This window comes from Thauera sedimentorum, assembly GCF_014489115.1.
Lineage (GTDB): Bacteria > Pseudomonadota > Gammaproteobacteria > Burkholderiales > Rhodocyclaceae > Pseudothauera > Pseudothauera sedimentorum.
On sequence record NZ_JACTAH010000001.1, the window covers coordinates 959,016 to 982,313 of the forward strand.

Annotated in this window: 15 protein-coding genes and 1 tRNA gene; 3 read left to right on the top strand and 13 right to left on the bottom strand. The window is 68.6% G+C overall.

Annotated elements, in window-relative coordinates; translation table 11 throughout:
* Window positions 1-13: 13 nt before the first annotated feature.
* Window positions 14-107 (top strand) — tRNA-Ser (locus IAI53_RS04330).
* Between the two features lie 57 nt (window positions 108-164).
* Here the strand turns inward: IAI53_RS04330 and IAI53_RS04335 are convergent.
* The gene (locus tag IAI53_RS04335; RefSeq protein WP_187716898.1) at window positions 165-968 is read right to left on the bottom strand and encodes an ABC transporter substrate-binding protein; all 804 of its coding nucleotides are present in this window, start codon (window positions 966-968) and stop codon (window positions 165-167) included.
* Window positions 969-1,143: 175 nt separating this feature from the next.
* On the opposite strand from IAI53_RS04335, the gene IAI53_RS04340 reads away from it, so the two are divergent.
* On the top strand, window positions 1,144-1,740 hold the full coding sequence (locus IAI53_RS04340; RefSeq protein ID WP_187716899.1) for a GNAT family N-acetyltransferase: 597 nt from the start codon (window positions 1,144-1,146) through the stop codon (window positions 1,738-1,740).
* Here IAI53_RS04340 and IAI53_RS04345 read toward each other — a convergent pair.
* The 11 genes from IAI53_RS04345 to IAI53_RS04395 form a co-directional block, all read right to left on the bottom strand.
* Complete coding sequence (locus IAI53_RS04345) at window positions 1,680-4,343, bottom strand: EAL domain-containing protein (protein ID WP_187716900.1); 2,664 nt, start codon at window positions 4,341-4,343, stop codon at window positions 1,680-1,682. The two genes, IAI53_RS04340 and IAI53_RS04345, sit on opposite strands and share 61 nt — an antisense overlap.
* Window positions 4,340-4,765: a putative zinc-binding protein gene (locus IAI53_RS04350; RefSeq protein ID WP_187716901.1), complete on the bottom strand. Its 426-nt coding sequence runs from the start codon at window positions 4,763-4,765 to the stop codon at window positions 4,340-4,342. The genes IAI53_RS04345 and IAI53_RS04350 overlap by 4 nt, the downstream gene beginning before the upstream one ends.
* 14 nt (window positions 4,766-4,779) lie before the next feature.
* Window positions 4,780-5,493: a response regulator gene (locus IAI53_RS04355; protein WP_187716902.1), complete on the bottom strand. Its 714-nt coding sequence runs from the start codon at window positions 5,491-5,493 to the stop codon at window positions 4,780-4,782.
* Entirely contained in the window at window positions 5,493-7,457 is a 1,965-nt protein-coding gene (locus IAI53_RS04360; RefSeq protein WP_187716903.1) for a type IV pili methyl-accepting chemotaxis transducer N-terminal domain-containing protein, read from the bottom strand. Before IAI53_RS04360 ends, IAI53_RS04355 begins: the two co-directional genes overlap by 1 nt.
* Before the next feature lie 177 nt (window positions 7,458-7,634).
* Window positions 7,635-8,336 carry a respiratory nitrate reductase subunit gamma gene (gene narI / locus IAI53_RS04365; protein WP_187716904.1) on the bottom strand — a complete coding sequence of 234 codons (702 nt, stop codon included), beginning with the start codon at window positions 8,334-8,336 and terminating at the stop codon, window positions 7,635-7,637.
* Between the two features lie 11 nt (window positions 8,337-8,347).
* Window positions 8,348-8,887, bottom strand: a complete 540-nt coding sequence (gene narJ, locus IAI53_RS04370) for a nitrate reductase molybdenum cofactor assembly chaperone (protein ID WP_187716905.1) — start codon at window positions 8,885-8,887, stop codon at window positions 8,348-8,350.
* A 12-nt stretch (window positions 8,888-8,899) separates the two neighbouring features.
* Complete coding sequence (gene narH / locus IAI53_RS04375; protein WP_187716906.1) at window positions 8,900-10,447, bottom strand: nitrate reductase subunit beta; 1,548 nt, start codon at window positions 10,445-10,447, stop codon at window positions 8,900-8,902.
* Window positions 10,448-10,623: 176 nt separating this feature from the next.
* Entirely contained in the window at window positions 10,624-14,379 is a 3,756-nt protein-coding gene (locus IAI53_RS04380) for a nitrate reductase subunit alpha (protein ID WP_187716907.1), read from the bottom strand.
* A gap of 106 nt (window positions 14,380-14,485) precedes the next feature.
* Window positions 14,486-16,150 carry an MFS transporter gene (locus IAI53_RS04385; RefSeq protein ID WP_187716908.1) on the bottom strand — a complete coding sequence of 555 codons (1,665 nt, stop codon included), beginning with the start codon at window positions 16,148-16,150 and terminating at the stop codon, window positions 14,486-14,488.
* Window positions 16,151-16,183: 33 nt separating this feature from the next.
* Window positions 16,184-17,461 (bottom strand): MFS transporter, encoded by a 1,278-nt coding sequence (locus IAI53_RS04390; protein ID WP_187716909.1) that lies wholly within the window; start codon window positions 17,459-17,461, stop codon window positions 16,184-16,186.
* Between the two features lie 225 nt (window positions 17,462-17,686).
* Complete coding sequence (locus IAI53_RS04395) at window positions 17,687-18,472, bottom strand: Crp/Fnr family transcriptional regulator (protein ID WP_187716910.1); 786 nt, start codon at window positions 18,470-18,472, stop codon at window positions 17,687-17,689.
* Window positions 18,473-18,755: 283 nt separating this feature from the next.
* On the opposite strand from IAI53_RS04395, the gene IAI53_RS04400 reads away from it, so the two are divergent.
* Window positions 18,756-21,356 (top strand): EAL domain-containing protein, encoded by a 2,601-nt coding sequence (locus IAI53_RS04400; RefSeq protein ID WP_187716911.1) that lies wholly within the window; start codon window positions 18,756-18,758, stop codon window positions 21,354-21,356.
* Window positions 21,357-21,497: 141 nt separating this feature from the next.
* Here IAI53_RS04400 and IAI53_RS04405 read toward each other — a convergent pair whose 3' ends face one another.
* Entirely contained in the window at window positions 21,498-23,240 is a 1,743-nt protein-coding gene (locus IAI53_RS04405) for a monovalent cation:proton antiporter-2 (CPA2) family protein (RefSeq protein WP_187716912.1), read from the bottom strand.
* Window positions 23,241-23,298: the final 58 nt, after the last annotated feature.

Genomic DNA, 23,298 nt, shown 5'->3' on the forward strand with positions numbered 1-23,298 from the left:
GCGCCTTCCTGACGGAGACGTGGCCGAGAGGTCGAAGGCACTCCCCTGCTAAGGGAGCATGCGGGCTAAAACTCGCATCGAGGGTTCGAATCCCTCCGTCTCCGCCAAGCAAAGCAAAAAGCCCTTGAGTTTCAAGGGCTTTTTCTTTTTCTGCGGCGCTTGGGCTAAGCACTGCCCTCGTGCGCGCACTCCGCGATCAGCGCTGCGAGCGCTGGCAGTCCCTCGCGGATGGCCACCGGTCCGGGCGAGAGAATGATCGCCGACTTGATCTCGTGCAGGCGGCCGGTGCGTACCGCCGGCACGGCTTCCCAGCCGGGGCGTGCGGACACTTTCTCGGCACGGAAGCGCTTGCCGCACCATGAACCGATGACCAGTTCAGGCGCTCGGCGTGCGGCCTCCAGCGGATCGGCGAGGATGCGGTCGCGCGCCGAGGGGCGGGTGGCAAGTTCGGCGAAGATGTCCTCGCCGCCGGCGATGGCGATCAGTTCCGATACCCAGCGGATGCCCGATATCGGCGGTTCGTCCCACTCCTCGAAGTACACCCGCGGGCGCCGCGGCAGGGTTGCGGCCGCGGCGCGGGCCTGCGTAATGACGCCTTCCAGTTCGGAGATCAGTGCGCCGGCACGCGCCTCGGCGCCCACCAGCCGGCCGACGGTGGCGATCATCGCCAGGATGTCCTCGACACTGCGCTGGTTGAACACGTGCACCGCCACGCCGGCCTTGACGAGGTCGCGGGCGATGTCCGCCTGCAGGTCGGAGAAGCACAGCACCAGGTCCGGCCGTACCGCGAGGATGCGTTCGAGATCGCCGCTGGTGAAGGCGAACACCTTGGGCTTTTCCTTGCGTGCAACGGGCGGGTACACGGTGTAGCCGGAGATGCCGGCAATCCGCCGTGCTTCGCCCAGCGCGTAGAGCACCTCGACGGTTTCGGTGCTGAGGCAGACGATGCGTTCGGGCAGTCGGTTCATGCGGTCGATGTGCGGTGGATGGCGGGACAATGGGGCGCAGAGTATCGCGGATGGCGCGTGCGGCGGTCCACTGCGGGCGGATGACGCGACCGGCTTGTCATGTTGCGGACATGTTCTGCCGCTAGGCTGGCGGCATCGCAAAGTGCATGGCAGAACGGTGGATACTGCGGCAATCATGGGTTTGGCGTCGCCGGGGGCGAGCCCGCATGGCGGGGCGCCGGCGGCTGAGGGGGTGCCGCTGCTGCGCCCGCTGGGTGCGGCGGATGCGACCGCGCTGGGCGCCTTCGTGAGCGCTCTGTCTTACGGCGCGCGCTACTTCCGCTTCGGCCATGGCGATACGGTGCTGGCCGCGGACGAGTTGCACGCGCTGTGCACGCCCGACCCGCGCGACGGGGTGAGCTACGGGGTGTTCGCCACGGCCGGTGGCCGAGTGGACATGGTCGGCCTGGCCGGGTACTGCGTGGGGCGCGATCCGCGGGCCTGCGAGTTTGCCCTGGTGGTGGCCGACGCCTGGCAGGGGCGGGGCATCGGCCGCCGGCTGATCGCCACGCTGGCCGACGATGCGCGGCGCCGCGGCTTGTGGCGCCTGACCGGGCGGGTGCTGGCGAGCAACCGGCGCATGCTCGACTGCGCGCGCGAGTCCGGCTTCCTGGTCGAGCCCTGGGAGGGTTCGGCGGTGGTGATGCGGGTCACGCTGCCGCTGGCGCTGAGTCAGCCTCCGTCCGGCATCGCCAGCCAGTCCTCCGCAGGCTGCGGCCGGCCGAACAGATAGCCCTGGTGGATGAGTTCGCCGCGGGCGTTGAGGAAATCCGCCTGCTCGCGGGTCTCCACGCCTTCGGCCACCACCTGCAGGCCGATGCGCGAGGCCACCGCCAGGATGGCGTCGACCAGCGCGGCGTCGTTGTCGTCGGTGGTGAGGTCGCGGATGAAGCTTTTGTCGATCTTCACCTCGTGTATGGGCAGGCGCTTGAGGTAGGCGAGACTGGAGTAGCCGGTGCCGAAATCGTCGAGCGAGAAGCGCACGCCCAGCGCCTTGAGCTCGCCCATGCGGGCGATCACCGCGTCGATGTCGTCGATGACCAGGCTTTCGGTGACCTCCAGCACCAGCCGCGCGGGATTGGCGCCGCTTTCGGCCAGGCACTGGCGCACCCCGTCGACGAAGTCGCTGCGGCGGAAGTGCCGCGCGCTGATGTTCACCGCCAGCGTCATGGGCCCGGCGTCGGTGGTCGCCGGGGTGCGGTCGCTGCGCGCTAGCAGGCGGCAGACTTCGGCGAGCACCCAGCGGTCGAGGGCGACCACCAGGTCGGATTCCTCCGCCAGCGGCACGAACTCGATCGGCGCCAGCAGGCCGCGTTCCGGGTGTGCCCAGCGCACCAGCGCCTCGGCGCCCACCGGCCTGCCGCTGCGGTCGACCTGGGGCTGCAGATACACCCGGAGCTGGTCCTGGGCGATGGCGGCGCGCAGGGCCTGCTCGGTCTGCGAGCGGCGGCGGATGGCCTCGCCCATGGCGAGCTCGAAGAACACGCTGCGGTTGCCGCCCTGGGTCTTGGCCTGGCGCATCGCCACGTCGGCCTGGCGCAGCATGTCGGGCGCGGTGATGTTGTGCGACAGCGGAAACAGGGCGATGCCGGTGCTGATCTCCAGCTGCAGGGCTTCGCCGCCCACCGTCATGCCGGCGTTGAGCGTGGCGCGGATGCGTTCGGCCACCGCCAGGGCGTGCTGGCCGGCCAGATCGCGGGCGCTGCGCGGACGGCGCAGCATGACGGCGAACTCGTCCGACCCCAGATGGGCCACCACGTCGTCGGCGTGCAGGCGATGGGTGAGAACCTCGCCGACCATGCGCAGCAGGGTGTCGCCAAAGCCCAGGCCGCGGGCCTCGTTGACCGTCTTGAAGCGGTCAAGGTCGATCAGCAGCACGTCGGCGTAGCGGTCCTCGCGGTGCGCGGTGGCTAGGGCGTGGTCGAGCTGGCGCAGGAACTGCGCGCGGTTGGCCAGGCCGGTGAGCGGGTCGCGCCACATCAGGCGTTCGGCGGCCTCCTGGGCGCGGCGGATCTCGGTGAGGTCGTTGAGCACCGCGACGTAGTGGCTGACCTTGCCGTGTTCGTCGCGCAGCGCGGTGACGCTGTGCCACAGCGGGCGGATCGCGCCGTCGCGGCAGCGGTACCACAGCTCGCCCACCCAGCGTCCGCTGTACTGCAGGGTCTCCCACATTTCCGTGTGGTAGGCCTCGTCATGGCGGTCGGCGGTGAGAAAGCGCGGGCTGCGGCCGGCGACCTCGGACTCGGTGTAGCCGGTGATCTGCGTGAAGCTGGCATTGACGCGCTGGATGACGGTCTGCGGGTCGGTGACCATCACCGCCTCGCCCATGGTCTCGAAGATCAGCGCGGCCAGGCGCTGGCGACCCTGCGCCAGCTTGAGGTCGGTGATGTCCAGGCAGTGGCCGACGTAGCCGCTGAACTCCCCGCGCTCGTCGTAGCGTGGCGTGCCTTCCACCGACATCCAGCGGTACTCGCCGTCGTGCCGGCGCAGGCGCCAGGCGAGCTGGAAGGGTTCCTGGCGCTCGAAGGCGGCAAAGTAGATGCGCCGGCAGGGGCCGATGTCCTGCGGATGCACGCCCTTGACCCAGCCCCAGCCGCGTTCTTCCCCGGCGCTGCGGCCGGTGAAGGCGAGCCAGGGGCGGTTGAAGAACTCCAGCTTGCGGTCCGGCCCGGAGGTCCAGATGAGGATCTGACCGTTGTCGATCACCGCGCGGTAGTGCGCCTCGCTCTGGCGCAGGTGGGTCTGCACCCGGGTTTTTTCGGCGATCTCGTCCTGCAGCCGGCGGTTGAGTTCCAGCAGTTCCAGGCTGCGCAGGGCGACGTCGTCGTAGAGATCGCTGACCACGTCCGCCAGGCCTTTCTCCGGTGCGGCGGCGGCGGGTGTGTCGGCTCGGGCAGCTCCACCGGGCGGCCGCGAGTCGCCGCGCAGCTCCTGGATCTCGCGGGCGAGGCGGGCGTCCACGCTGCCGATGTGGTGCAGCAGCCAGCGGGCCAGGAAGGCGAGCAGGTTGGCCAGTACGTCGCGCTGCGGTTGGGTGATCAGCTCGCCGACACGGTCCAGGTACTGCACGAAGCCGGCGTGCGCACGCAGATGGCGCGCGCGATTGGCCGGGTCGACCGGCCAGGCGGCCATCAGCGCCGCCTCGGTGTCGAAGTGATAGCGGGTGTAGTCGCGCAACTGGTGGTAGAGCGCCTGCACCCGCTCGGCGTCGGGCGGTGCGGCCTGCAATACCGCCAGTTCGCCGACCAGGCCGATCAGGTGGCGGTGCTGGTCGTCGATCTCCGCCAGCCCGGTGGCCAGTCCGTCGTGCCAGACCAGTTCGTGCAGCATGTTCATGCGGTGTCGTCCCCGTCCCTGCCGCCAGCGCACGGTGCGCCGAGCCGGCGCGCGGTGTCGGCCAGGGCCGGCAGCAGGGCGGTGGCCTGGGCGGGATCGAAGCCGGTCTTCTTGCGCTTCTTCACGCCGAGCAGATCCAGGCGCACGTGTTCGGCCGGCACGATGCCCTCGGTGGCCAGCGTCTCGCGCACGCAGGCGAGCACGCAGCCGTCCAGCGCCAGGATGGGACGGCCCGAATGGGCGATCTTCAGCAAGGCCGGCACCTTGCCGCCGATGCCGGCGATGCAGGACATCTCGGCCACGCCCAGCGCGTCGAGGTCGAGCGCGAGCCGGTTGGCGAGCTGGGCGGCGCTGGAGCAGCCGGAGCAGGAATAGACCAGGGGCGGTTTGGGTCTGGCGGGGCGGGAGGCAGGGGGTGTCATGGCGGCGCTCCGGTTCACGGCGGGGGCGCGATGCCGTGTTCGACCGCGTACACCGCGGCCTGCACCCGGCTGGCCAGTCCCAGTTTGCGCAAGGTGTTCTGCACGTGGATCTTCACCGTGCTCTCGGCGAGGTCCAGCTCGCGGGCAATCTCCTTGTTGCTGCCGCCACGCGCGATGAAGCCGAGGATCTCGCGCTCGCGCGGGGTGAGGCGTTCCGGGCCTTCGCCGCGCAGCGTCGGGGTGGCGGGGCGCCCGCCGGCACGTTCGGCAGACGGCTCGGCAGGCGCGCCACGCAGGCCGCCGAGCAGCTTGCCCATCATGCGCGGCGAAACCACCGACTCGCCGTGCGCCGCGGTACGGATGGCGGACACCAGGGTGTCGGTCTCGATGTTCTTCAAGAGATAGCCGCAGGCGCCGGCGCGCAGGGTCTCCAGCAGGTCCTCGGCTTCTTCCGAGACGGTGAGCATCAGCACGTGGGAGTCGGGTGTTTCGCGGCTGATCAGCTGGGCGGCCTCGCGCCCGGAGAGGCCGGGCATGTGCAGGTCGAGCAGCACCACGTCGGGCTTGAGCTGGGCGGCGCGCTTGACGCCTTCCATGCCGTCGCCGGCCTCGCCGACGATGTCGAACTCCGGGTGGCGCTGCAGCAGCGAGCGGATGCCGCTGCGGAACAGGCTGTGGTCGTCCACCAGCAGGATGCGGATGCGTTGTTCTTCGCCGGACGCTTCCATCAGGCGGTCTCCTCTTGCTTGCGGTGCAGGTCCAGGCGGATCTCGGTGCCCTTGCCGCGCGAGGAGCGCACGAAGAACTGGGCGCCGATGCCGGCTGCGCGCTCCTTCATGATCTGCAGGCCGATGTGGGCCTGGCCGTCGTCGGCCGGGTGTTCGGGGTCGAAGCCCACGCCGTCGTCGCGCACGGTCACCGACAGGCCCTCCAGCCCGCGGCGCAGCAGCACGGTGACGGTGTGCGCATTGGCGTGCTTGCGCACATTGGACAGCGCCTCCTGCACGATGTACAGCAACTGCGTCTCGCTCTGCGGGTCGAGCGGCGCGCCGTCGCCCTGGATGTCGAGGTCGGTGGCGATGCCGCTCTGTTCGGCCAGGCGGCGCAGCGCGGCGTCGATGGCGGCGTCCAGATCCTGCTGCGCGCCCACCCGGGTGCGGAAATGCACCAGCAGCTCGCGTACGTCCTCGTAGCTCTCCTGCACGCCCTGGCGGATCATCGCCAGGATGGCGCGCATCTCGGCCTCGTCGCCGCGGCCGATGGTCTCGTCGAGCATCTGCGCCTGCAGGTTGAGGAAGGCGAGCGACTGGGCGATCGAGTCGTGCAGTTCGCGGGCCAGCAGGGTGCGTTCCTCCGACACCGCCATCTCGCGCTCGCGCGCCTGCAGGCGCAGGTTGTCGATCGCGGTGCCGAGCTGCTGGCCCAGGGTGGCGAGCAGCTGGCGCTCGGACTCGTCGGCCGGCCGCGGCTGGTCGAAGTACAGGTTGAACACGCCCATCGGGCGCCGGTTGGCGCTGATGGTGGCGGCGGCCACGGTGCGGAAACCCGCGCGCCGGCAGGTGTCCAGCGGCAGCAGCGAGGGGTTGTGGTCCACGTCGGCGATGAAGGCGACGTTGTGCTCGGCGGCCGAACCGCAGACGCACTGGCCGCAGGCGAGCACCGCCTCGTCGTCGAGGAAGCGCTCGTCCAGGCCCTCGCACACGGTGATGCACAGCTTCTGCGAGTCGCGGTCGAGCAGGCGCACCGAACTCGCGCGCGCGCCCAGGGTGTGCTGCACGCGCTGCAGGAAGCCGCGGCACAGGCCGTCGATGTCGTTGGGTTCGTGCAGGAAACCGCTGGTGGCGTAGAGGATCTCCAGCTCGCGGTTCTTCTCGGTGAGCCGGCGGGTCTTGTCCTCGACGCGCTGCTCCAGCGTGGCGTGCAGGTCCTGCACGTGGTGGGCCATGGTGTTGAAGCCTTCCGAGAGTTCGCCCAGCTCGTCGCGCGCGAACACCGGCACGCGCACCGTGAAATCCTCGGCGGCCATGCGCCGCACGCCTTCGGTGAGCTCGGACACCGGGCGGATCACCAGCACGAAGAAGAAGCGGATCAGCGCCAGCGTGCCGATCACCGCGAGCGCGATCAGCACCACCTGCGAGCTGCGCAGGATGTTGGTGCTGCGCGCGTAGCTGTGCTCCATCTTCAGCACCGCGTCGTTGATGCCGCCGACGAAGGCGGTCACCGTGGCGTCGAAGCCGTTCATGTGCAGACGCAGGGTGAAGGGTTCGGGGGTGGCCGCCAGGCGTTCGAGCAGCGGGCGGATGTCCAGCGTCCACACCTGGGCCAGGTGGGCGATGTCGGCGGGGATGTCGTCGTCGCGCGGGATGAACAGCGGGCGGGTAGGGTCGCCACGGCCGAGCTGGGCCAGGGTGTCCTCGAAACCCTGGATCTCCTCATGGATGGTGGCGGAGAAGGCGCTGCGGTCCTGCAGTTCGGCATCGGCGCGCGCCAGGTGGTAGGCGATGCGCCAGGCGCGCATGCGCAGGCTGCCGGCGTCGTTGATCGCCGCGGCCGCGCCTTCGAGTTGCCAGGAAATGAACAGGGTGAGCGCGATGGCCGACAGGGCCACCATGAAAAAGCCGAGCAGGATGCCGAGGATCTTGCCCGACAGACGCTGTCCGAACCACGCGGACGGCGGCGGCACCGGCTTCATGGCCGGCTCCGCGCACGAGGCGGGAGCCGGCCGCCGGCCTGGCGGGGAAGGGGTTGCACGCGTGCGGGGCGGATCATCGGGGTGATGCGTCCTGCGGGGAGATTCGATCTTGCGGATTGTGGAAAAGCGCCGGCCGGCACGCCTTGACCGCTGTCAATCGCATCCGGCCGGTCCGGTTCAGACCGACGCCCGCACCCGGCGCTTGCTGCGCACGATCTGGTAGGCGCGGCCCATGTAGGTGAAGGGCGCGGTCCACACGTGCACCAGGCGGGAGAACGGGAACAGCAGGAACACCGTCATGCCGAGGAACATGTGCAGGCGGAACACCGGCTCCACCTTGGCCAGCAGCTCGGGCTGCGGGTCCAGGGTGATGATGCTGTTCACCCAGCCGGCCAGCGCCAGCATGACGTCCGGATTGCCGTGGCTGGCGTGGCCGATGGACACCGGCAGGGTGGACAGGCCGAGCAGCAGGGTGATCAGGATCAGCGTCAGGATGGCGTTGTCCATGTAGCGGCTGGCCGCACGGATGCGCGGGTTGAACACCCGGCGCAGCCACAGGATCACCGCGCCGATCAGGCACATGGTGCCGAACACGCTGCCGGCGACGATGGCCAGCCACTGGTGGGCCATGTCGGAGACGCCGAGCGCGAGCCAGAAGGCGTGCGGCATCACCAGGCCGGCGAAATGGCCGAGGAAGATGGAGATGATGCCGACGTGGAAGAGGTTGCTCGCCAGCACCATGTGGCGCTTGGAGAGCAGCATCGACGAGTCGGTCTTCCAGGTGTATTGCTCGTTGTCGTAGCGGATCCAGCTGCCGACGAAGAACACCGTCAGCGCGATGTAGGGATAGACCCCGAAGATCAGTTTGAGCAGGTTCATGTGGCGCTCCTTCAGGCGGCGAGGCGGGCGAGGCTGCCCTGTTGTTCGACGATGCGCAGCAGCGGCGCGTAGCGGCTGGCGGACTTTTCCAGGTTGGCGGCGAGCACGCTGAGCACCTTGGCCACGTCGGCGAGGAACACGCGCGCCTCGTCCAGCCCCAGCGTGGACACGAACTCCAGCATCAGCGGCAGGAAGTCGGGCAGTTCGCGCTCGTCGGCCTTGAGGCCGTAGCTGCGGTAGAACTCGCCCAGGTCGATCAGCGCCGGGCCGCGGGTCTTCTCCTCGCCGAACAGGTGGTGGGTGAGGTGCAGGCTGTGCTCGGCGGTGAGGTCGAAGGTCTGCACGTACTCGGCCTGGCGCTCGGCCGGCTCGGCGGCGAGCAGCTCGGTGATGAAGGCCGCCAGCGTGGCGTGGTCCTCGGCGCCGAGGACACCGGCGGCGTCCTCGATGGCGACGAACTTGGCCGGGTCAGCGGCCTCCACGCGCAGCGCGGCCAGCATGTCGTCGGCCGGGTAGTCGAGCAGGGCGGCAAGCAGTCGGAAGATTCTCATCGTCGTTTCTCCTTATTCGCGCGGGGCGAGCGGGGCGGGTTCGCGCGATTCCACAGTCTCGCGGCGGCGCTCGGGGAACAGCGAGTTGGGCGACACGCCCGGCGAGGAGTCGTTGCCGAAGGTGAAGCCGTTCTGGCCCTGGAAGCCGTAGTAGTCGTCCAGGCGGATCTCCTCGTGCGAGGTCGGGATGACGAAGCGGTCCTCGTAGTTGGCGATCGCCAGGTAGCGGTACATCTGCTTGGCGGTGTGCTCGTCGATGCCGGCGGCCTGCAGGGGGCGGGTGTCCGGCTTGCCGTCGACGTTCACCGAGCGCATGTAGGAGCGCATGGCGATCAGGCGGTTGAGCGCCGAGGTGACGTACTCGGTCTTGCCGGCGGTGAAGAGATTCGCCAGGTACTGCACCGGCAGGCGCATCGCCTCGGCCTTGGGAATCACCCCGTCGGCCTCGGTGGGCAGATTCTTCTGGTCGATCTGCGACTGCACCGGGGAGAGCGGCGGCACGTACCAGATCATCGGCAGGGTGCGGAACTCGGGGTGCAGCGGGAAGGCGATCTTCCACTCCACGGCCATCTTGTAGATCGGCGACTTCTGCGCGGCGTCGATCCACGCCTGCGGCACGCCGTCGGCCAGCGCCTGGGCGATGACCGCCGGGTCGTAGGGGTCGACGAAGAGATCCAGGTGGGCCTTGTAGAGGTCCTGCGGATCATCGGTGCTGGCGGCGTCGAGCAGCTTGTCGGCGTCGTACAGGATGATGCCGTTGTAGCGGATGCGGCCGACGCAGGACTCCGAGCACACCGTGGGCAGGCCGGATTCCACGCGCGGGTAGCAGCCGATGCACTTCTCGGCCTTGCTTGACTCCCAGTTGAAGAACACCTTTTTGTACGGGCAGCCGGAGATGCACATGCGCCAGCCGCGGCAGCGGTCCTGGTCGGCGAGCACGATGCCGTCTTCCTCGCGCTTGTACATCGCGCCCGAGGGGCAGGAGGCCACACAGGCCGGGTTGATGCAGTGGTTGCAGATGCGCGGCAGGTAGAGATGGAAGGTGTTCTGGAACTCCTTGTACATCTCCTTTTCCATGCGCGAGAAGTTGGGGTCCTGGGCGCGTGCGGCGAATTCGCCGGCGAGGTCGTCCTCCCAGTTCGGGCCCCAGGTGATCTTGTCCATCTTCTCGCCGGTGATCTGCGACACCGGGCGCGCGGTGGGCGCCGCTTCCGACAGCGGGGCGTTCTGCAGCCGCGCGTAGTCGTAGGTGAAGGGCTCGTAGTAGTCGTCGATCTGCGGCATGTTGGGGTTGGCGAAGATCTGCACCATCTTCTTGATCTTGCCGCCGGCCTTGAGCTCCAGCTTGCCGTTGACCTTCTCCCAGCCGCCTTTCCACTTCTCCTGGTTTTCCCACTGCTTCGGGTAGCCGATGCCGGGCTTGGATTCCACGTTGTTGAACCAGGCGTACTCGATGCCCTTGCGGTTGGACCACACGTTCTTGCAGGTCACCGAGCAGGTGTGGCAGCCGATGCACTTGTCCAGGTTGAACACCATCGCGAATTGCGCGCGGATTTTCATTCGTAATCTCCGTTAGCTGATGCCTCCTCCCCCCTTCAAGGGGGGAGGCCGGGAGGGGGGATGGGTTTCGGTTCAGGCGGGCGCTTCGTGTCGTCGAAGCCGCCGCTGGAAACCCATCCCCACCCAAACCCTCCCCTTGAAGGGGAGGGCTTAACCGCCCTCGCTGTCTCTCGTCCTTACTTCGCCCCGACCCCGACCGGATTGCGCTGCTCCTCGCGCTCGGGCGTCAGCGGGCGCTCCAGCCAGTCGATGTCCTGGTCGGCCACCTTGTGCAGCACCACCACCTCGTCGCGCTGGCAGCCCACCGTGCCGTAGTAGTTGAAGCTGTAGGCGAGCTGGGCGTAGCCGCCGACCATGTTGGTCGGCTTGACGATGACCCGGGTGACCGAGTTGAGGATGCCGCCGCGCTTGCCGGTGGAGGGCGAGCCGGGCACGTTCACGTTCTTCTCCTGGGCGTGGTACATCAGCGCCATGCCGCGCGGCACGCGCTGGGAGACCACCGCGCGGGCCATGGTGGCGCCGTTGGCGTTGATCGCCTCGACCCAGTCGTTGTCGTTCAGGCCGATCGACTTGGCGTCGTCCTCGGACACCCACACGTAGGGGCCGCCACGGAACAGCGACAGCATGCGCAGGTTGTCCTGGTAGGACGAGTGGATGCCCCACTTGGAGTGCGGGGTGATCCACGACAGCGTCAGGTGCGGCTTGCGGCGCACGCTGTCGGGCACCTTGTCCTGCGCCTTCAGGTCGATCGGCGGCTTGTAGGCGCACAGGCCTTCGCCGAAGTCGAGGAACCACTCGTGATCCTGGTAGAACTGCGCGCGCCCGGTCAGCGTGCGGAACGGGATGTGCTCGTGGATGTTGGTGTAGCCGGCGGTGTAGGACACGGTCTCCGACTCGATCCCGGACCAGGTCGGCGCGGTGATGATCTTGCGCGGCTGGGCCTGGATGTCGCGGAAGGTGATCTTGTCCTCGTGGCGGCCGGCGTACAGGTGGTGGTGGTCGATGCCGGTCTTCTTGGAAAGCGCCGACCACGACTTGTGCGCCACCTCGCCGTTGGTCTCGGGGGCCATGCGCATCACCGCGTCGCACACCGAGATGTCCTCTTCCAGCGAGGGCATGCCGTAGGAGACGCCGGGCAGCTCGACGGTGCGGTTGCACTTCTTGAGCTCCTCGTACTCCTGCTCGGTGTTCCAGTCGATGCCCTTGACGTTGTTGCCGATCTTGGTCAGCAGCGGGCCCAGGGCGATGAACTTGCGGTAGGTGTTGGGGAAGTCGCGTTCGACCACCTTCAGCAGCGGCAGGGTCTTGCCCGGCACCGGCTCGCATTCGCCCTTCTTCCAGTCGCGCACTTCGCCGAACGGCTGGGCGAGCTCGAAGGGGGAGTCGTGCTGCATCGGCAGGGCCACCACGTCCTTCACCACGCCCAGGTGCTTCTCCGCCAGGTCGGAGAACTTCTTCGCGATCGAGCGGAAGATCTGCCAGTCGCTCTTCGATTCCCAGCCCGGCGTCACGGCTTCGGACAGCGGGTGGATGAAGGGGTGCATGTCGGTGGTGTTGAGGTCGTTCTTCTCGTACCAGGTAGCGGTCGGAAGGATGATGTCCGAGTAGGCGCCGGTGGAGTTGAGGCGGAAGTTGATGTCCACCATCAGGTCCAGCTTGCCGGCCGGGGCCTCGTCGCGCCACTTCACCTCATGGGTGCCCTTGCCGTCGCCGCCTTCCTGCAGAACGCCGTTCTGCGCGCCCAGCAGGTGCTTCAAGAAGTACTCGTGGCCCTTGGCCGAGGTGCCGATCAGGTTGGCGCGCCACACGAACAGGTTGCGCGGCCAGTTCTCCGGCGCGTCCGGGTCGGCGAAGGCGACGTCGAGCTTGCCGGACTTGAGCTGGTCGACCATGTACTGCGCCACGCCGGCCTCGTCCCTGGCGCCGGCCTTCTCGGCGTCGGCGACGATCTGCAGCGGGTTGGCGTTGAAGTGCGGCGCCGAGGGCAGCCAGCCCAGGCGGGTGGCGACCACGTTGTAGTCGGCCAGGCGGTAGCCCTTGTACTTGGCCTTGGCCGCCGGGTGCATCAGCTGGTCGGCGTCGATGGTCTCGTAGCGCCACTGGTCGGTGTGGAAGTACCAGTAGGAGGTCGAGTTCTGATGACGCGGCGGACGCTGCCAGTCGGTGGCGAAGGCGATCGGCGCCCAGCCGGCCTGCGGGCGCAGCTTCTCCTGGCCCACGTAGTGCGCCCAGCCGCCGCCGGTCTGGCCCACGCAGCCGCACATGTGCAGCAGGTTCATGATGGACCGGTACTGCATGTCGTTGTGGTACCAGTGGTTGATCGCCGCGCCCATGATGACCATGGACTTGCCGCGGGTCTTGGCGGCGTTGTCGGCGAACTCGCGCCCGGTGCGCTCGATGTCGGCAGCCTTCACGCCGGTGACCTTGGCGGCCCAGGCCGGGGTGTAGGCCACGCTGTCGTCGTCGTAGCCGCTGGCGACGTTGGGGCCGCCCAGGCCGCGGTCGATGCCGTACTGCGCGACCTGCAGGTCGAACACCGAGCTCACCAGCACTTCCTCGCCGGAGGCGAGCGTGATGCGGCGCGCCGGCACGTTGCGGTAGAGCAGGCCGGGTTCGCCCGGCTGGAAGTGCGGGAAGCCCACCGGCACCACTTCGTCGCGGCCGGTCAGGCAGGACAGCTCCGCCTCGATCTCGTCCTGGGTGGCGCCGTTCTTCGGCAGCAGGTTCCACTTGCCTTCCTCGCCCCAGCGGAAGCCGATCGAGCCGTTGGGGGCGACGAAGGCGCGCGCCTTGGCGTCATACACCACGGTCTTCCACTCGGGGTTGTTGGCCTCGCCCAGCGCGCCGTCGAAGTCCGAGGCGCGCAGGTTGCGCCCGGAGACGTAGCCGTCCTCGTGCGGGCGCAGGATGACCTGCATCGGCAGGTCGGTGTACTTGCGCGCGTATTCCTGGAAGTAGGGCTCCTCGCGGTCGATGAAGAACTCCTTCAGCGCGACGTGGCCCATCGCGAGGAAGGCCGCCGCGTCGGTGCCCTGGCGCACCGGCATCCACAGGTCGGCGAACTTGACGTATTCCGCGTAGTCCGGCGCCATGGAGACGACCTTGGTGCCCTTGTAGCGCACCTCGGTGGCGAAGTGGGCGTCCGGGGTGCGGGTCATCGGCAGGTTGGCGCCGGTGATGATCAGGTAGGTGGAGTTGTACCAGTCGGCCGCTTCCGGCACGTCGGTCTGCTCGCCCCAGGTCTGCGGGCTGGCCGCCGGCAGGTCGCAGTACCAGTCGTAGAAGGAGCCACAGGCGCCGCCGATCAGCGACAGGTAACGGCTGCCCGCGGCGTAGGAAATCATCGACATCGCCGGGATCGGCGAAAAACCGTAGATGCGGTCCGGGCCCCACTTCTTGATGGTGTAGATGTTGGCCGCGGCGATGATCTCCAGCACCTCGTCCCAGTTGGTGCGCAGGAAGCCGCCCAGGCCGCGCACCTTCACGTACTTGTCGCGCTTGGCGTCATCCGCCTGGATCGCTTCCCAGGCCTGCACCGGGTCCTTGCCGGCGCGCTTCTCGGCGCGGTAGAGCTCGAGCAGGCGGCCGCGGATCATCGGGTGCTTGATGCGGTGCGGCGAGTACAGGTACCAGGAGAACGAGGCGCCGCGCTGGCAGCCGCGCGGTTCATGGTTGGGCAGGTCCTCGCGGGTGCGCGGGTAGTCGGTCTGCTGCATCTCGAAGGACACCAGGCCGTTCTTGACGAAGATCTTCCAGGAGCAGCCGCCGGTGCAGTTCACGCCGTGGGTGGAGCGCACCACCTTGTCGTGGCGCCAGCGGTTGCGGTAGGCGTCCTCCCAGTTGCGGTCCTCGTTGGTGACGATGCCGTGGCCGTTCGCGAAGGTGTCCTGCACCTTGTCGAAGAACCGCAGGCGATCGAGAAAGTGACTCATGGTGTGCTCCTTGTTCCAGGGATGCGGGTATTGCCGTGTCGTGGTGCGGCGCCGTGTGTTCTGTTGTCGCGCGCCGCGTTCTCTGTTCGGGGTCGGGGGGCAGGGGTCAGGGGTTGCGGATGTAGGCCTTGCGGCGCAGGTAGAACCACCAGTTGATCAGCACGCAGGCGGCGTAGAACACCGCGAAGCCGTACATCGCGTTCTCCGGCGTGCCGGCCTTGATCTGGCCGCCGATCACCACCGGGGCGATGAAGGAGCCGTAGGCCGCCACCGCCGAGGTCCAGCCCAGCACCGGGCCGCGCTGGTCGCGGTCGAACACCACGCCGACGGTGCGGAAGGTGGAGCCGTTGCCGATGCCCGAGGCGGCGAACAGCACGACGAAGAGCAGCATGAAGAGCAGGAAGTACTGCTCGGGGGTAGCCGACTGGTAGGCCAGGTGCATGACGTAGCCGGTCGCCCCGGAAGCCACCACCAGCACGATGGAGATCCACTGGGTGACGATGGAGCCGCCCAGCTTGTCGGAGATCCAGCCGCCCACCGGGCGGATCAGCGCGCCGACGAAGGGGCCGATCCAGGCGAACATCAGCGCCGAGGGGGCGTTGGGGTTCTTGGCGTGCACCCAGGCGCCGGCATCCGCGTCGAACACGTGGGTGCTGCCGAAGATCACCGTGATCGACAGCGGCAGCGCCATCGAGAAGCCGATGAAGGAACCGAAGGTCACCACGTAGAGCGCGGTCATCGACCAGGTGTGCTTGTCGCGGAAGATCGCGAACTGCTTGCCGAGGTTGGCCTTCATCTCGCCGGTGGCGAGCGCCTTCATCGCGAACAGCGTGCCGAAGATGACCCCCGGCAGCACGATCCACATGCCGGCGCCCGACAGCAGGCCGGAGCCGCTGGGCGCGGGCAGGTAGAGCCAGAGGCCGATGCCGGCGACCACCAGCGCCATGCCGTAGAACAGCAGGATGCGGCCGAAGGCGGCGGCGGTGGAGCCGATGTTGGGCGATACGGTCTTCAGGTTGTTCATGCCGAACCAGCCCACCACCGCCAGCGGCACCAGCAGCACCAGCCAGACGAAGCCGGCGTTCTGCACCCAGGTCGGCGTGCCGGCGGCGATCGAGCCGATCAGCGTGGCCGAATCCTTGACCAGGGCGATCGGCTCGCCGGCGGCGGCGCCGAACACGCCCACCGTCATCACCGCCGGGATCAACAGCTGCGAAGTGGTGACGCCGAAGTTGCCCAGGCCGGCGTTCAGGCCCAGCGCGGTGCCCTGCAGGCGCTTCGGATAGAAGGTGGAGATGTTGGCCATCGAGCAGGCGAAGTTGCCGCCGCCGATGCCCGAGAGCAGGGCCATCAGCTGGAACACCCACAGCGGGGTGGTGGTGTCGCGCAGCGCCAGGCCGGTGCCGAGCGCCGGGATCATCAGCAGCGCGGTGGTCAGCCACACCGTGTTGCGTCCGCCGCAGATGCGGATGAAGAAGGACGCCGGGATGCGCAGCGTGGCGCCGGACAGGCCGGCGATCGCGGCGATGGTGAACAGCTGGTCGGGCTTGAAGGGGAAGCCGGCGTTGGCCATCTGCACGGTGATGATTCCCCACATCAGCCACACCGCGAAGCCGCACAGCAGGCTAGGGATGGAGATCCACAGGTTGCGGCTGGCGATGCGGCTGCCGCCGTCGCGCCAGAACTGCTCGTCCTCCGGGTTCCAGTGCTCGATGTCGACGCCGCTGGCGGCGCGCGGGGCGTGCAGCGGCTGGACCTTGACAGTGTTCATGGGCAGATCTCCAGGCAAATGGGGGCGTGCGGGTCAGCGCGAGAGGACGGTGACCGGGGCCGCGCTGCGCGCCTCGTCGGCGCCGTGCAGCACGTCGGTGCGCCGCACTTCGGTCCAGTACATCCAGATCAGCGACACCCAGGTGACGCCGTAGAGCAGCATGAAGGCGCTGGAACGCACGCCGGTGAGGTCGAGCAGGGCGCCGAACATGATCGGCAGCAGGAAGCCGCCCAGCCCGCCGATCAGGCCGACGATGCCGGACACCGCGCCGATCTCGTGGGGGAATTCGTCCGAGATGTACTTGAACACCGAGGCCTTGCCGAAGGCCCAGGCCACGCCGACGACGAACATCAGCGCGGTGAAGACCCACACGTTGTGGTGGATCTCGAAAGTGCGCGGGCCATCCACCGTTAGCACGGTGAATTCGGTGTGCGGGTAGGAGAGCAGGAACAGGCAGATCCACGACACCCACATCACCCACCAGGTGACCTTGTGCGCGCCGTAGCGGTCGGAGAGCCAGCCGCCCACCGCGCGCAGCACGCCGCCGGGCAGCGAGAAACAGGCGGCCAGCAGGGCGGCCACTTCCAGGCCGAGGCCGAACTCGGACACGTAGTACTTGGTCATCCACAGCGCCAGCGCCACGTAGCCGCCGAACACGATGGAGTAGTACTGGCAGTACTTCCACACCCGCGGGTTGCGCAGCACGCGCAGCTGGTCGGAGAAGCTCACCTGCGAGCCCACACGGTGCCCTGGGTCGTCATAGGTGAAGAACCAGAAGGCCAGGGCGACGATGAGCATCGCCGCGGCGAAGGCCTGCGGCACGAACTGCCAGCCGAAGGCCACCACCAGCGCCGGGGCGACGAACTTGGTGAGCGCCGCGCCGGAGTTGCCGGCGCCGAACACGCCCATCGCGAAGCCCTGGTTGCGGCGCTCGAACCAGCGCGCGCAGTAGGCAATGCCTACCGAGAAGGAGCCGCCGGCCACGCCCACGAACAGGCCGGCGAGCAGGAACTGCCAGTACTGGGTGGCCTGCGAGATCAGCCAGATCGGCAGCACGGTGGCGAGCATCAGAAGGAAGAACACCACGCGCCCGCCGAACTTGTCGGTCATCATTCCCAGCGGCAGGCGCACCAGCGAGCCGGTGAGCACCGGGGTGGCGGCGAGCAGGCCGAACTGGGTCTCGTTGAGCGCCAGCAGTTCCTTGATCGGGATGCCGATCACCGCGAACAGCATCCACGCGGCGAAGCACATGGTGAATGCCGTGGTGCTCATGATCAGTACCGAGAGTTGCTGCCAGCGCCGTGTTGCCATCTCCCACCTCGTTCCGTGAAAGCCCTGTGGCTCCATACGGGGAGGAAGTCTGGCGATTCGCGCGGGCGGCGACCATTCGCCGGAAGCAGGGGGTGGGGGACTAGTTCTTCCGGGTAAAGCGCAGGGCCGGGGGCGTCCGTGGATGCACGGTGGGCCGCAGCGTCAACGAAAAAAACGGCTGCCGCGGCACGATATCGCGGCAGCCGTCGGGAAAGACCAGCGCACTCAGTGTGCGTGGTCGGGGAAGGGTGCCGGGGTGGTCAGCTGCACCAGCTGTTCGCGGGCGCAGATGCGGATGCGGCGGCCCGAGACGCGCAGCACGCCGGAATCCATCATCCGGCGCAGCACGCGCGACAGGCTTTCCTTGCTCAGGTTGAGCAGCGAGGCAATGGTGGCCTTGGGTGCCGGCAGGGTCAGCCAGGGTGCAGACGGCTCGGCGCGCTCGGCCAGTTCCAGCAGGTAGGCCGCCACGCGCACGTCGGCGGTGGTCGGCGAGGCCACGCCTATGCTGTCGATCAGGCGCTGGATGCGCGCGGTCACGGTGCGCAGCATGCGCTGGCACAGCGCATGGTCGGTGGCCACGGCGGTGAGCACGCAGGCCTTGTCCACGTGCAGCAGCGTGGTCGGGGCGACCGTTTCGGTCCACGTGCGGTAGCGCTCGCCGGTGAATACGCCGATCTCGCCGAACATGCGGCCGTGCTCGAAGAGTTCCACCACCCGGCTGCGCGCATCCGCACCCAGCGCCACCAGCTTGACGCCACCGGCGACCACGAAGAACAGGCCGGTGGGCGCCGAGCCGCGGTCGAACACCGGCGTGCCCGGTTCGTACTCGATCAGGCGTGCACCGGCCGCCAGCCCGGCCAGCGAGTCCGCGTCGATGTCCTGCAGCACCGGCATCGTGGCGAGCAGTTGCGCAAGATCAGGCGCCGCCTCGGCTTCCGGCGCGCCGAGGCCGCAGGCGGAACATCGGACATGCGGGAAAGCATCGATGGCGAGGCCGGGAATGGACATGCTTGAATCTCCTGCCTGGACGGAAAAGGCCATTGGGGCAGATGCATGCTAGGACGGGGCTGCGCGGCCGGCCATCCGCCGGATGGGCTAGAAGCTCATCCAAAAGGACTAGTCCTCCGTGCTTGCGGCGCTTGCCGGGCGGTGCCGAAAAAGTCCGCCAAAAAGCGAATCGCCGCGGGTATTCTTTGCGTACCGGTGCTGGCGGGCGCTGTCACGGCGGCAGCCGGAACCGGAAGAACCGGTGTTTTGCGTCCGTGTTCATCGAGAGTTTTTTCAGGGGCCGATGCTGCGTAAGCTGACCACCTTCTTCCGGCCTGCTGCCATGGCCGCGACCGCCGCCATGGCGTGCGCCCTGCTGCTGGCGGGCTGCGATGCCGAGCATGCCGCGCGTACCGTGCGCGTCGGCATCTACGACAATCCGCCCAAAGTGTATGTCGACGACGACGGGCGGCCTGCCGGGCTGTTCGTCGACCTGCTGGAGCGGATCGCCGCCGAGGAAGGCTGGCGCATCGAGCCGGTGCGCTGCGGCTGGGCGGCCTGCCTGGCGCAGCTCGAGCGCGGCGAGCTGGACCTGATGCCGGACGTGGCCTACTCGGAGGAGCGTGCCGAGCGCTTCGATTTCCATGCCCGCTCGGTCACCCACGACTGGTCGCAGGTTGCCGTGCGGCCCGGTTCGCCGATCGCCCTGATGTCCGATCTCGCGGGCAAGCGGGTGGCGCTGCTGCGCGGTGGCCTGCATCAGCCGACGCTCGACGAGCAGATGGGGGACGCTGGCTTCGCCTACGAGGCGGTCGAAGTCGACTCCCTGCCCGAGGCCTATGCCGCGGTGGCCGAAGGGCGGGTGGACGCGGCGGTGGCCAACCACTACTTCGCGGCGTGGAACAACGCCCGCTACGGCCTGGCGGAGACGCCTATCGCCTTCCGCACCGTGAGCCTGTACTTTGCCGCGCCGCGCGGCAGCGGCGCCGACCTGCTGGCGACCATGGACCGCTACCTGGATGCCTGGCGGCAGGACCCCGACTCGCCGTACTACGAATCCCTGCGCCGCGCGCTGGCGCCGGCCGAAGGCGATGCGCCCGCGCACCTGCGCGCCGGACTGGTCGCCGTCGCCCTGCTGGCCGTGCTGCTCGGCGGCGCAGCGCTGGCGCTGCGCTGGCAGGTGGCGCTGCGCACCCGCGAGCTCGAAACCGCCAGCCAGCGGCTCAACCGCGTGCTCGAATCCGGCCCCTGCGTGCTCTACGCGCTGCGCCGCAGCGACGACGAGATCAGCACCGAATGGGTCAGCGCCAACATCGCCCGCCTGTACGGCTACTCGGTGGCCGAGGCAATGCGCCCCGACTGGTGGGCGGAGCATGTGCATCCCGACGACCTGGAACGTGCGCAGGCCGCCTTCGACATGCTCGACGACCAGGCTCACGTCATCCACGACTACCGCATCATCGACGCGGCCGGCAATGTGCGCCATGTGCGCGACGAACTGCGCCGTGCCAACGAAGGCGGGCAGGTACGATACTTCGGCATCTGGAGCGACGTCACCGAGATCCGCGAGCAGGAAGCGCAGATCGGCTTCGTCACCAGCCACGACCTGACCACCGGCCTGCCCAACCGCGCGCTGTTCGGCGACCGGCTGGCCCATGCCCTGCAGCGCGCACATCGCCACGCCGGGCGGCTCGCCCTGCTGTTCATCGACCTGGACCGCTTCAAGCATGTCAACGACAGCCTCGGGCATGCTGCGGGCGATCAACTGCTGTGCGAAGCGGCCATCCGCATCGGCCGGCTGGTCGCCGAAGAACACACTTTCGCGCGCGTGGGCGGCGACGAGTTCGCCGTGCTGCTGGAGGATGCCCGCCCGCAAGAGGTCTCGCTGCTCGCCGAGCGCATCGTCGGCGCCTTCTCGCAGCCGATCGCGCTCGGTGGCCATTCGATCGTGATCACCGCCAGTGTGGGCCTGGCCCTGCACCCGGACGACGGCAACGATCCCGACACCCTCATCAAGCACGCCGAACTGGCCATGTACGAGGCCAAGAACTCCGGGCGCAACACCTGGCGCTTCTTCGCCCCGCAACTGGGCGAGGCCGCCTCGCGCCGCCTGCTGCTGGAAGGCGCGCTGCGCCAGGCTGCCGGCAAAGGCGAACTGCTGCTGCACTACCAGCCGCAGTACGAGCTTGCCGACGGACGGCTGGTGGGGCTGGAGGCGCTGGTGCGCTGGCAGCACCCGGAGCAGGGCCTGGTGCCGCCGGCCATGTTCATCGGCATTGCCGAGGAGATCGGCATCATCGAGCAGATCGACGCCTGGGTGCTCGACGAGGCCTGCCGCCAGCTCGCCGCATGGGACCGCAGCGGCCTGCGGGTGCCGCGGGTGTCGGTGAACCTCTCTGCGCTGGAACTGGAAAGCGCCGGACTGGTGGATCGGGTGGGCGCTGTGGTGGCGAACCACGGCCTGGGCGCCGACCGCCTCGAGCTCGAAGTCACCGAGTCGGTGATCATGCGCGATCCGGCCACCGCCGAGCATGCGCTGGCCGGCCTCAAGGCCCTCGGGGTGCAGCTGGCTGTCGACGACTTCGGCACCGGCTACTCCAGCCTGGCCTACCTCAAGCGCCTGCCGATCGACCGCCTCAAGATCGACCGCTCCTTCGTGCAGGACATCGGCAGTTCGGCCAGCGACGAATCCATCGTCCGCGCCATCATCGCCCTGGCAGACAGCCTGGGCCTGGAGACGGTGGCCGAAGGCGTGGAGACGGCCGAGCACGCCGCCTTCCTGCGTGCCGAAGGCTGCCGCATGGGCCAGGGCTACCTCTTCGCCCGCCCGCTGCCGGTGGACGAACTGGCGGCCTTGCTGGGTGGCGGCGCCGAACTTGCCGACGGCGCCCAAACCGTCGGCTAGGCAGGGTGCCGTCGCCCCGAACTCCAACGCCTACCACATCATCTCCCGTTGGAGCGGCCTTGGCCGCGATGCGGCGGTTCTTCAGCCCTTGGCGTAAGGAAGATGCGTGGATGCCCTCGGGTCGTGGTGCTGCGCCGTTTCCTACTCTGCCGCCTTCAGCGAGTTCAGCTCCTGCCCGCGCTGCAGTTCCAGGCGGCGGTGCACCACGTCTTCCGGCGCGCCGGTCAGGCTGAGCACGCGACCGGCCAGTTGCAGGCTGGCTTCCAGGGTCTCGGGCACCACCTCGGTGGCGCCCAGGGCCAGCAGCCGCGCGGCGTGCCTGGCGTCGCGCGCACGGGCCAGCACCGGCAGCTGGGGCCATTCGGCGCGCACCACTTCCACCACGTGCTCGACCGCGTTCGGGTTGTCCATGGTCAGCACCAGCATGCTGGCATTCTCGGCGTTGGCGCGGCGCAGCAGTTCCAGCCGTGAAGCGTTGCCGAAGAACACCGGCAGGCCGTCGGCGCGCGCGTCGGCCACGTGCTTGGCGCTGGTGTCCAGCGCCACATAGGGAATGTTGTCCGCGTCCAGCGTGCGCGCCAGCAGGCGGCCGATGCGCCCGAAGCCGGCGATCAGCACGTGGCCCTGGATGGGGCCGAGGCTTTCCAGGTTGCCTTCTTCGGTCTGCTGCGTGCTGGCGCTGGTGAGCCGCGAGGACAGACGGCTCGCGGTGCTGGCCACCAGCGGAGTGACCACCATGGTCATGCCGGTGACGATGAGCATGAACTGGGCGACGTCGGTGGGAATCAGTCCCAGGCTCATCGCCAGGCCGACCACCACGAAGGCGAACTCGCCGCCCTGGCCGAGCAGCAGGCCGGCTTCCAGCGAGGTGTGGCGCGGCAGGCCGAAGGCGATGCACAGCCCGGCGGTGATCACCGACTTGATGACGAAGAGGCCGATCACCGAGGCCACGATCCAGCCGAAGGCGTCGGCCACCACGCGGTAGTCGATGCCCATGCCCACCGACATGAAGAACAGCCCGAGCAGCAGGCCCTTGAAGGGCTCGATGTCCACCTCGATCTGGTGGCGGAACTCGGTCTCGGCCAGCAGCAGGCCGGCGAGGAAGGCGCCCAGCGCCATCGACAGCCCGGTGGCGCCGGTGATCGACGAGGCCACCACGATGGTGAGCAGGGTGGCGGCCATGAACATCTCGGCATTGCCCGAGCGGGTGACCATGGACAGCATCGGCCGCAGGATCAGCCGGCCCCCCAGGTAGATGGCCACGATCACCGCCGCAGCCTTGCCCAGGGCCATGGCCAGCGACATGCCGAGGTCGCCGCCGGTCTTGGCACCCAGCACGCCGACGATGAACAGGATGGGCACCACCGCCAAGTCCTGCATCAGCAGGATGGAGAAGCTGGAGCGCCCCAGCGGCGAGGCGAGCTCGCGCCGCTCCACCAGCAACTGCATGACGATGGCGGTGGACGACAGCGCCAGGCAGGCGCCCAGCACCACCGAGGCGCCCGGCGTGTTGCCGAACTCGCGCGCCACCAGGCCGATCACCGTGGCGGTGATGAGGATCTGCAGGCTGCCCAGGCCGAACACCAGCTTGCGCATCGCCCACAGGCGGTCGAGCGAGAGCTCCAGGCCGATCATGAACAGCAGGAAGATCACCCCGAGTTCGGCCAGCGCCTGCACGCCCTTGAGGTCGGTGATGACCGCGTATTCGAGCCAGGGAAAGTCGGTGGCGAACAGGCCCAGGCCGTAAGGGCCGACGATGCCGCCGATGATCAGGTAGCCCAGCACCGGGCTGATGCGCAGGTGGTGGAGCAGGGGCACCGCGATGCCCGCGGTCATCAGGAAGACGACGATCTCGCGCAGATGGGGGATGGCGTGGGCTTCCATGCTCAGGCGATCCGGTGTGCGTTGGCGGGGTGGGGGCGTGCGGCCTTGGGTTCGGACA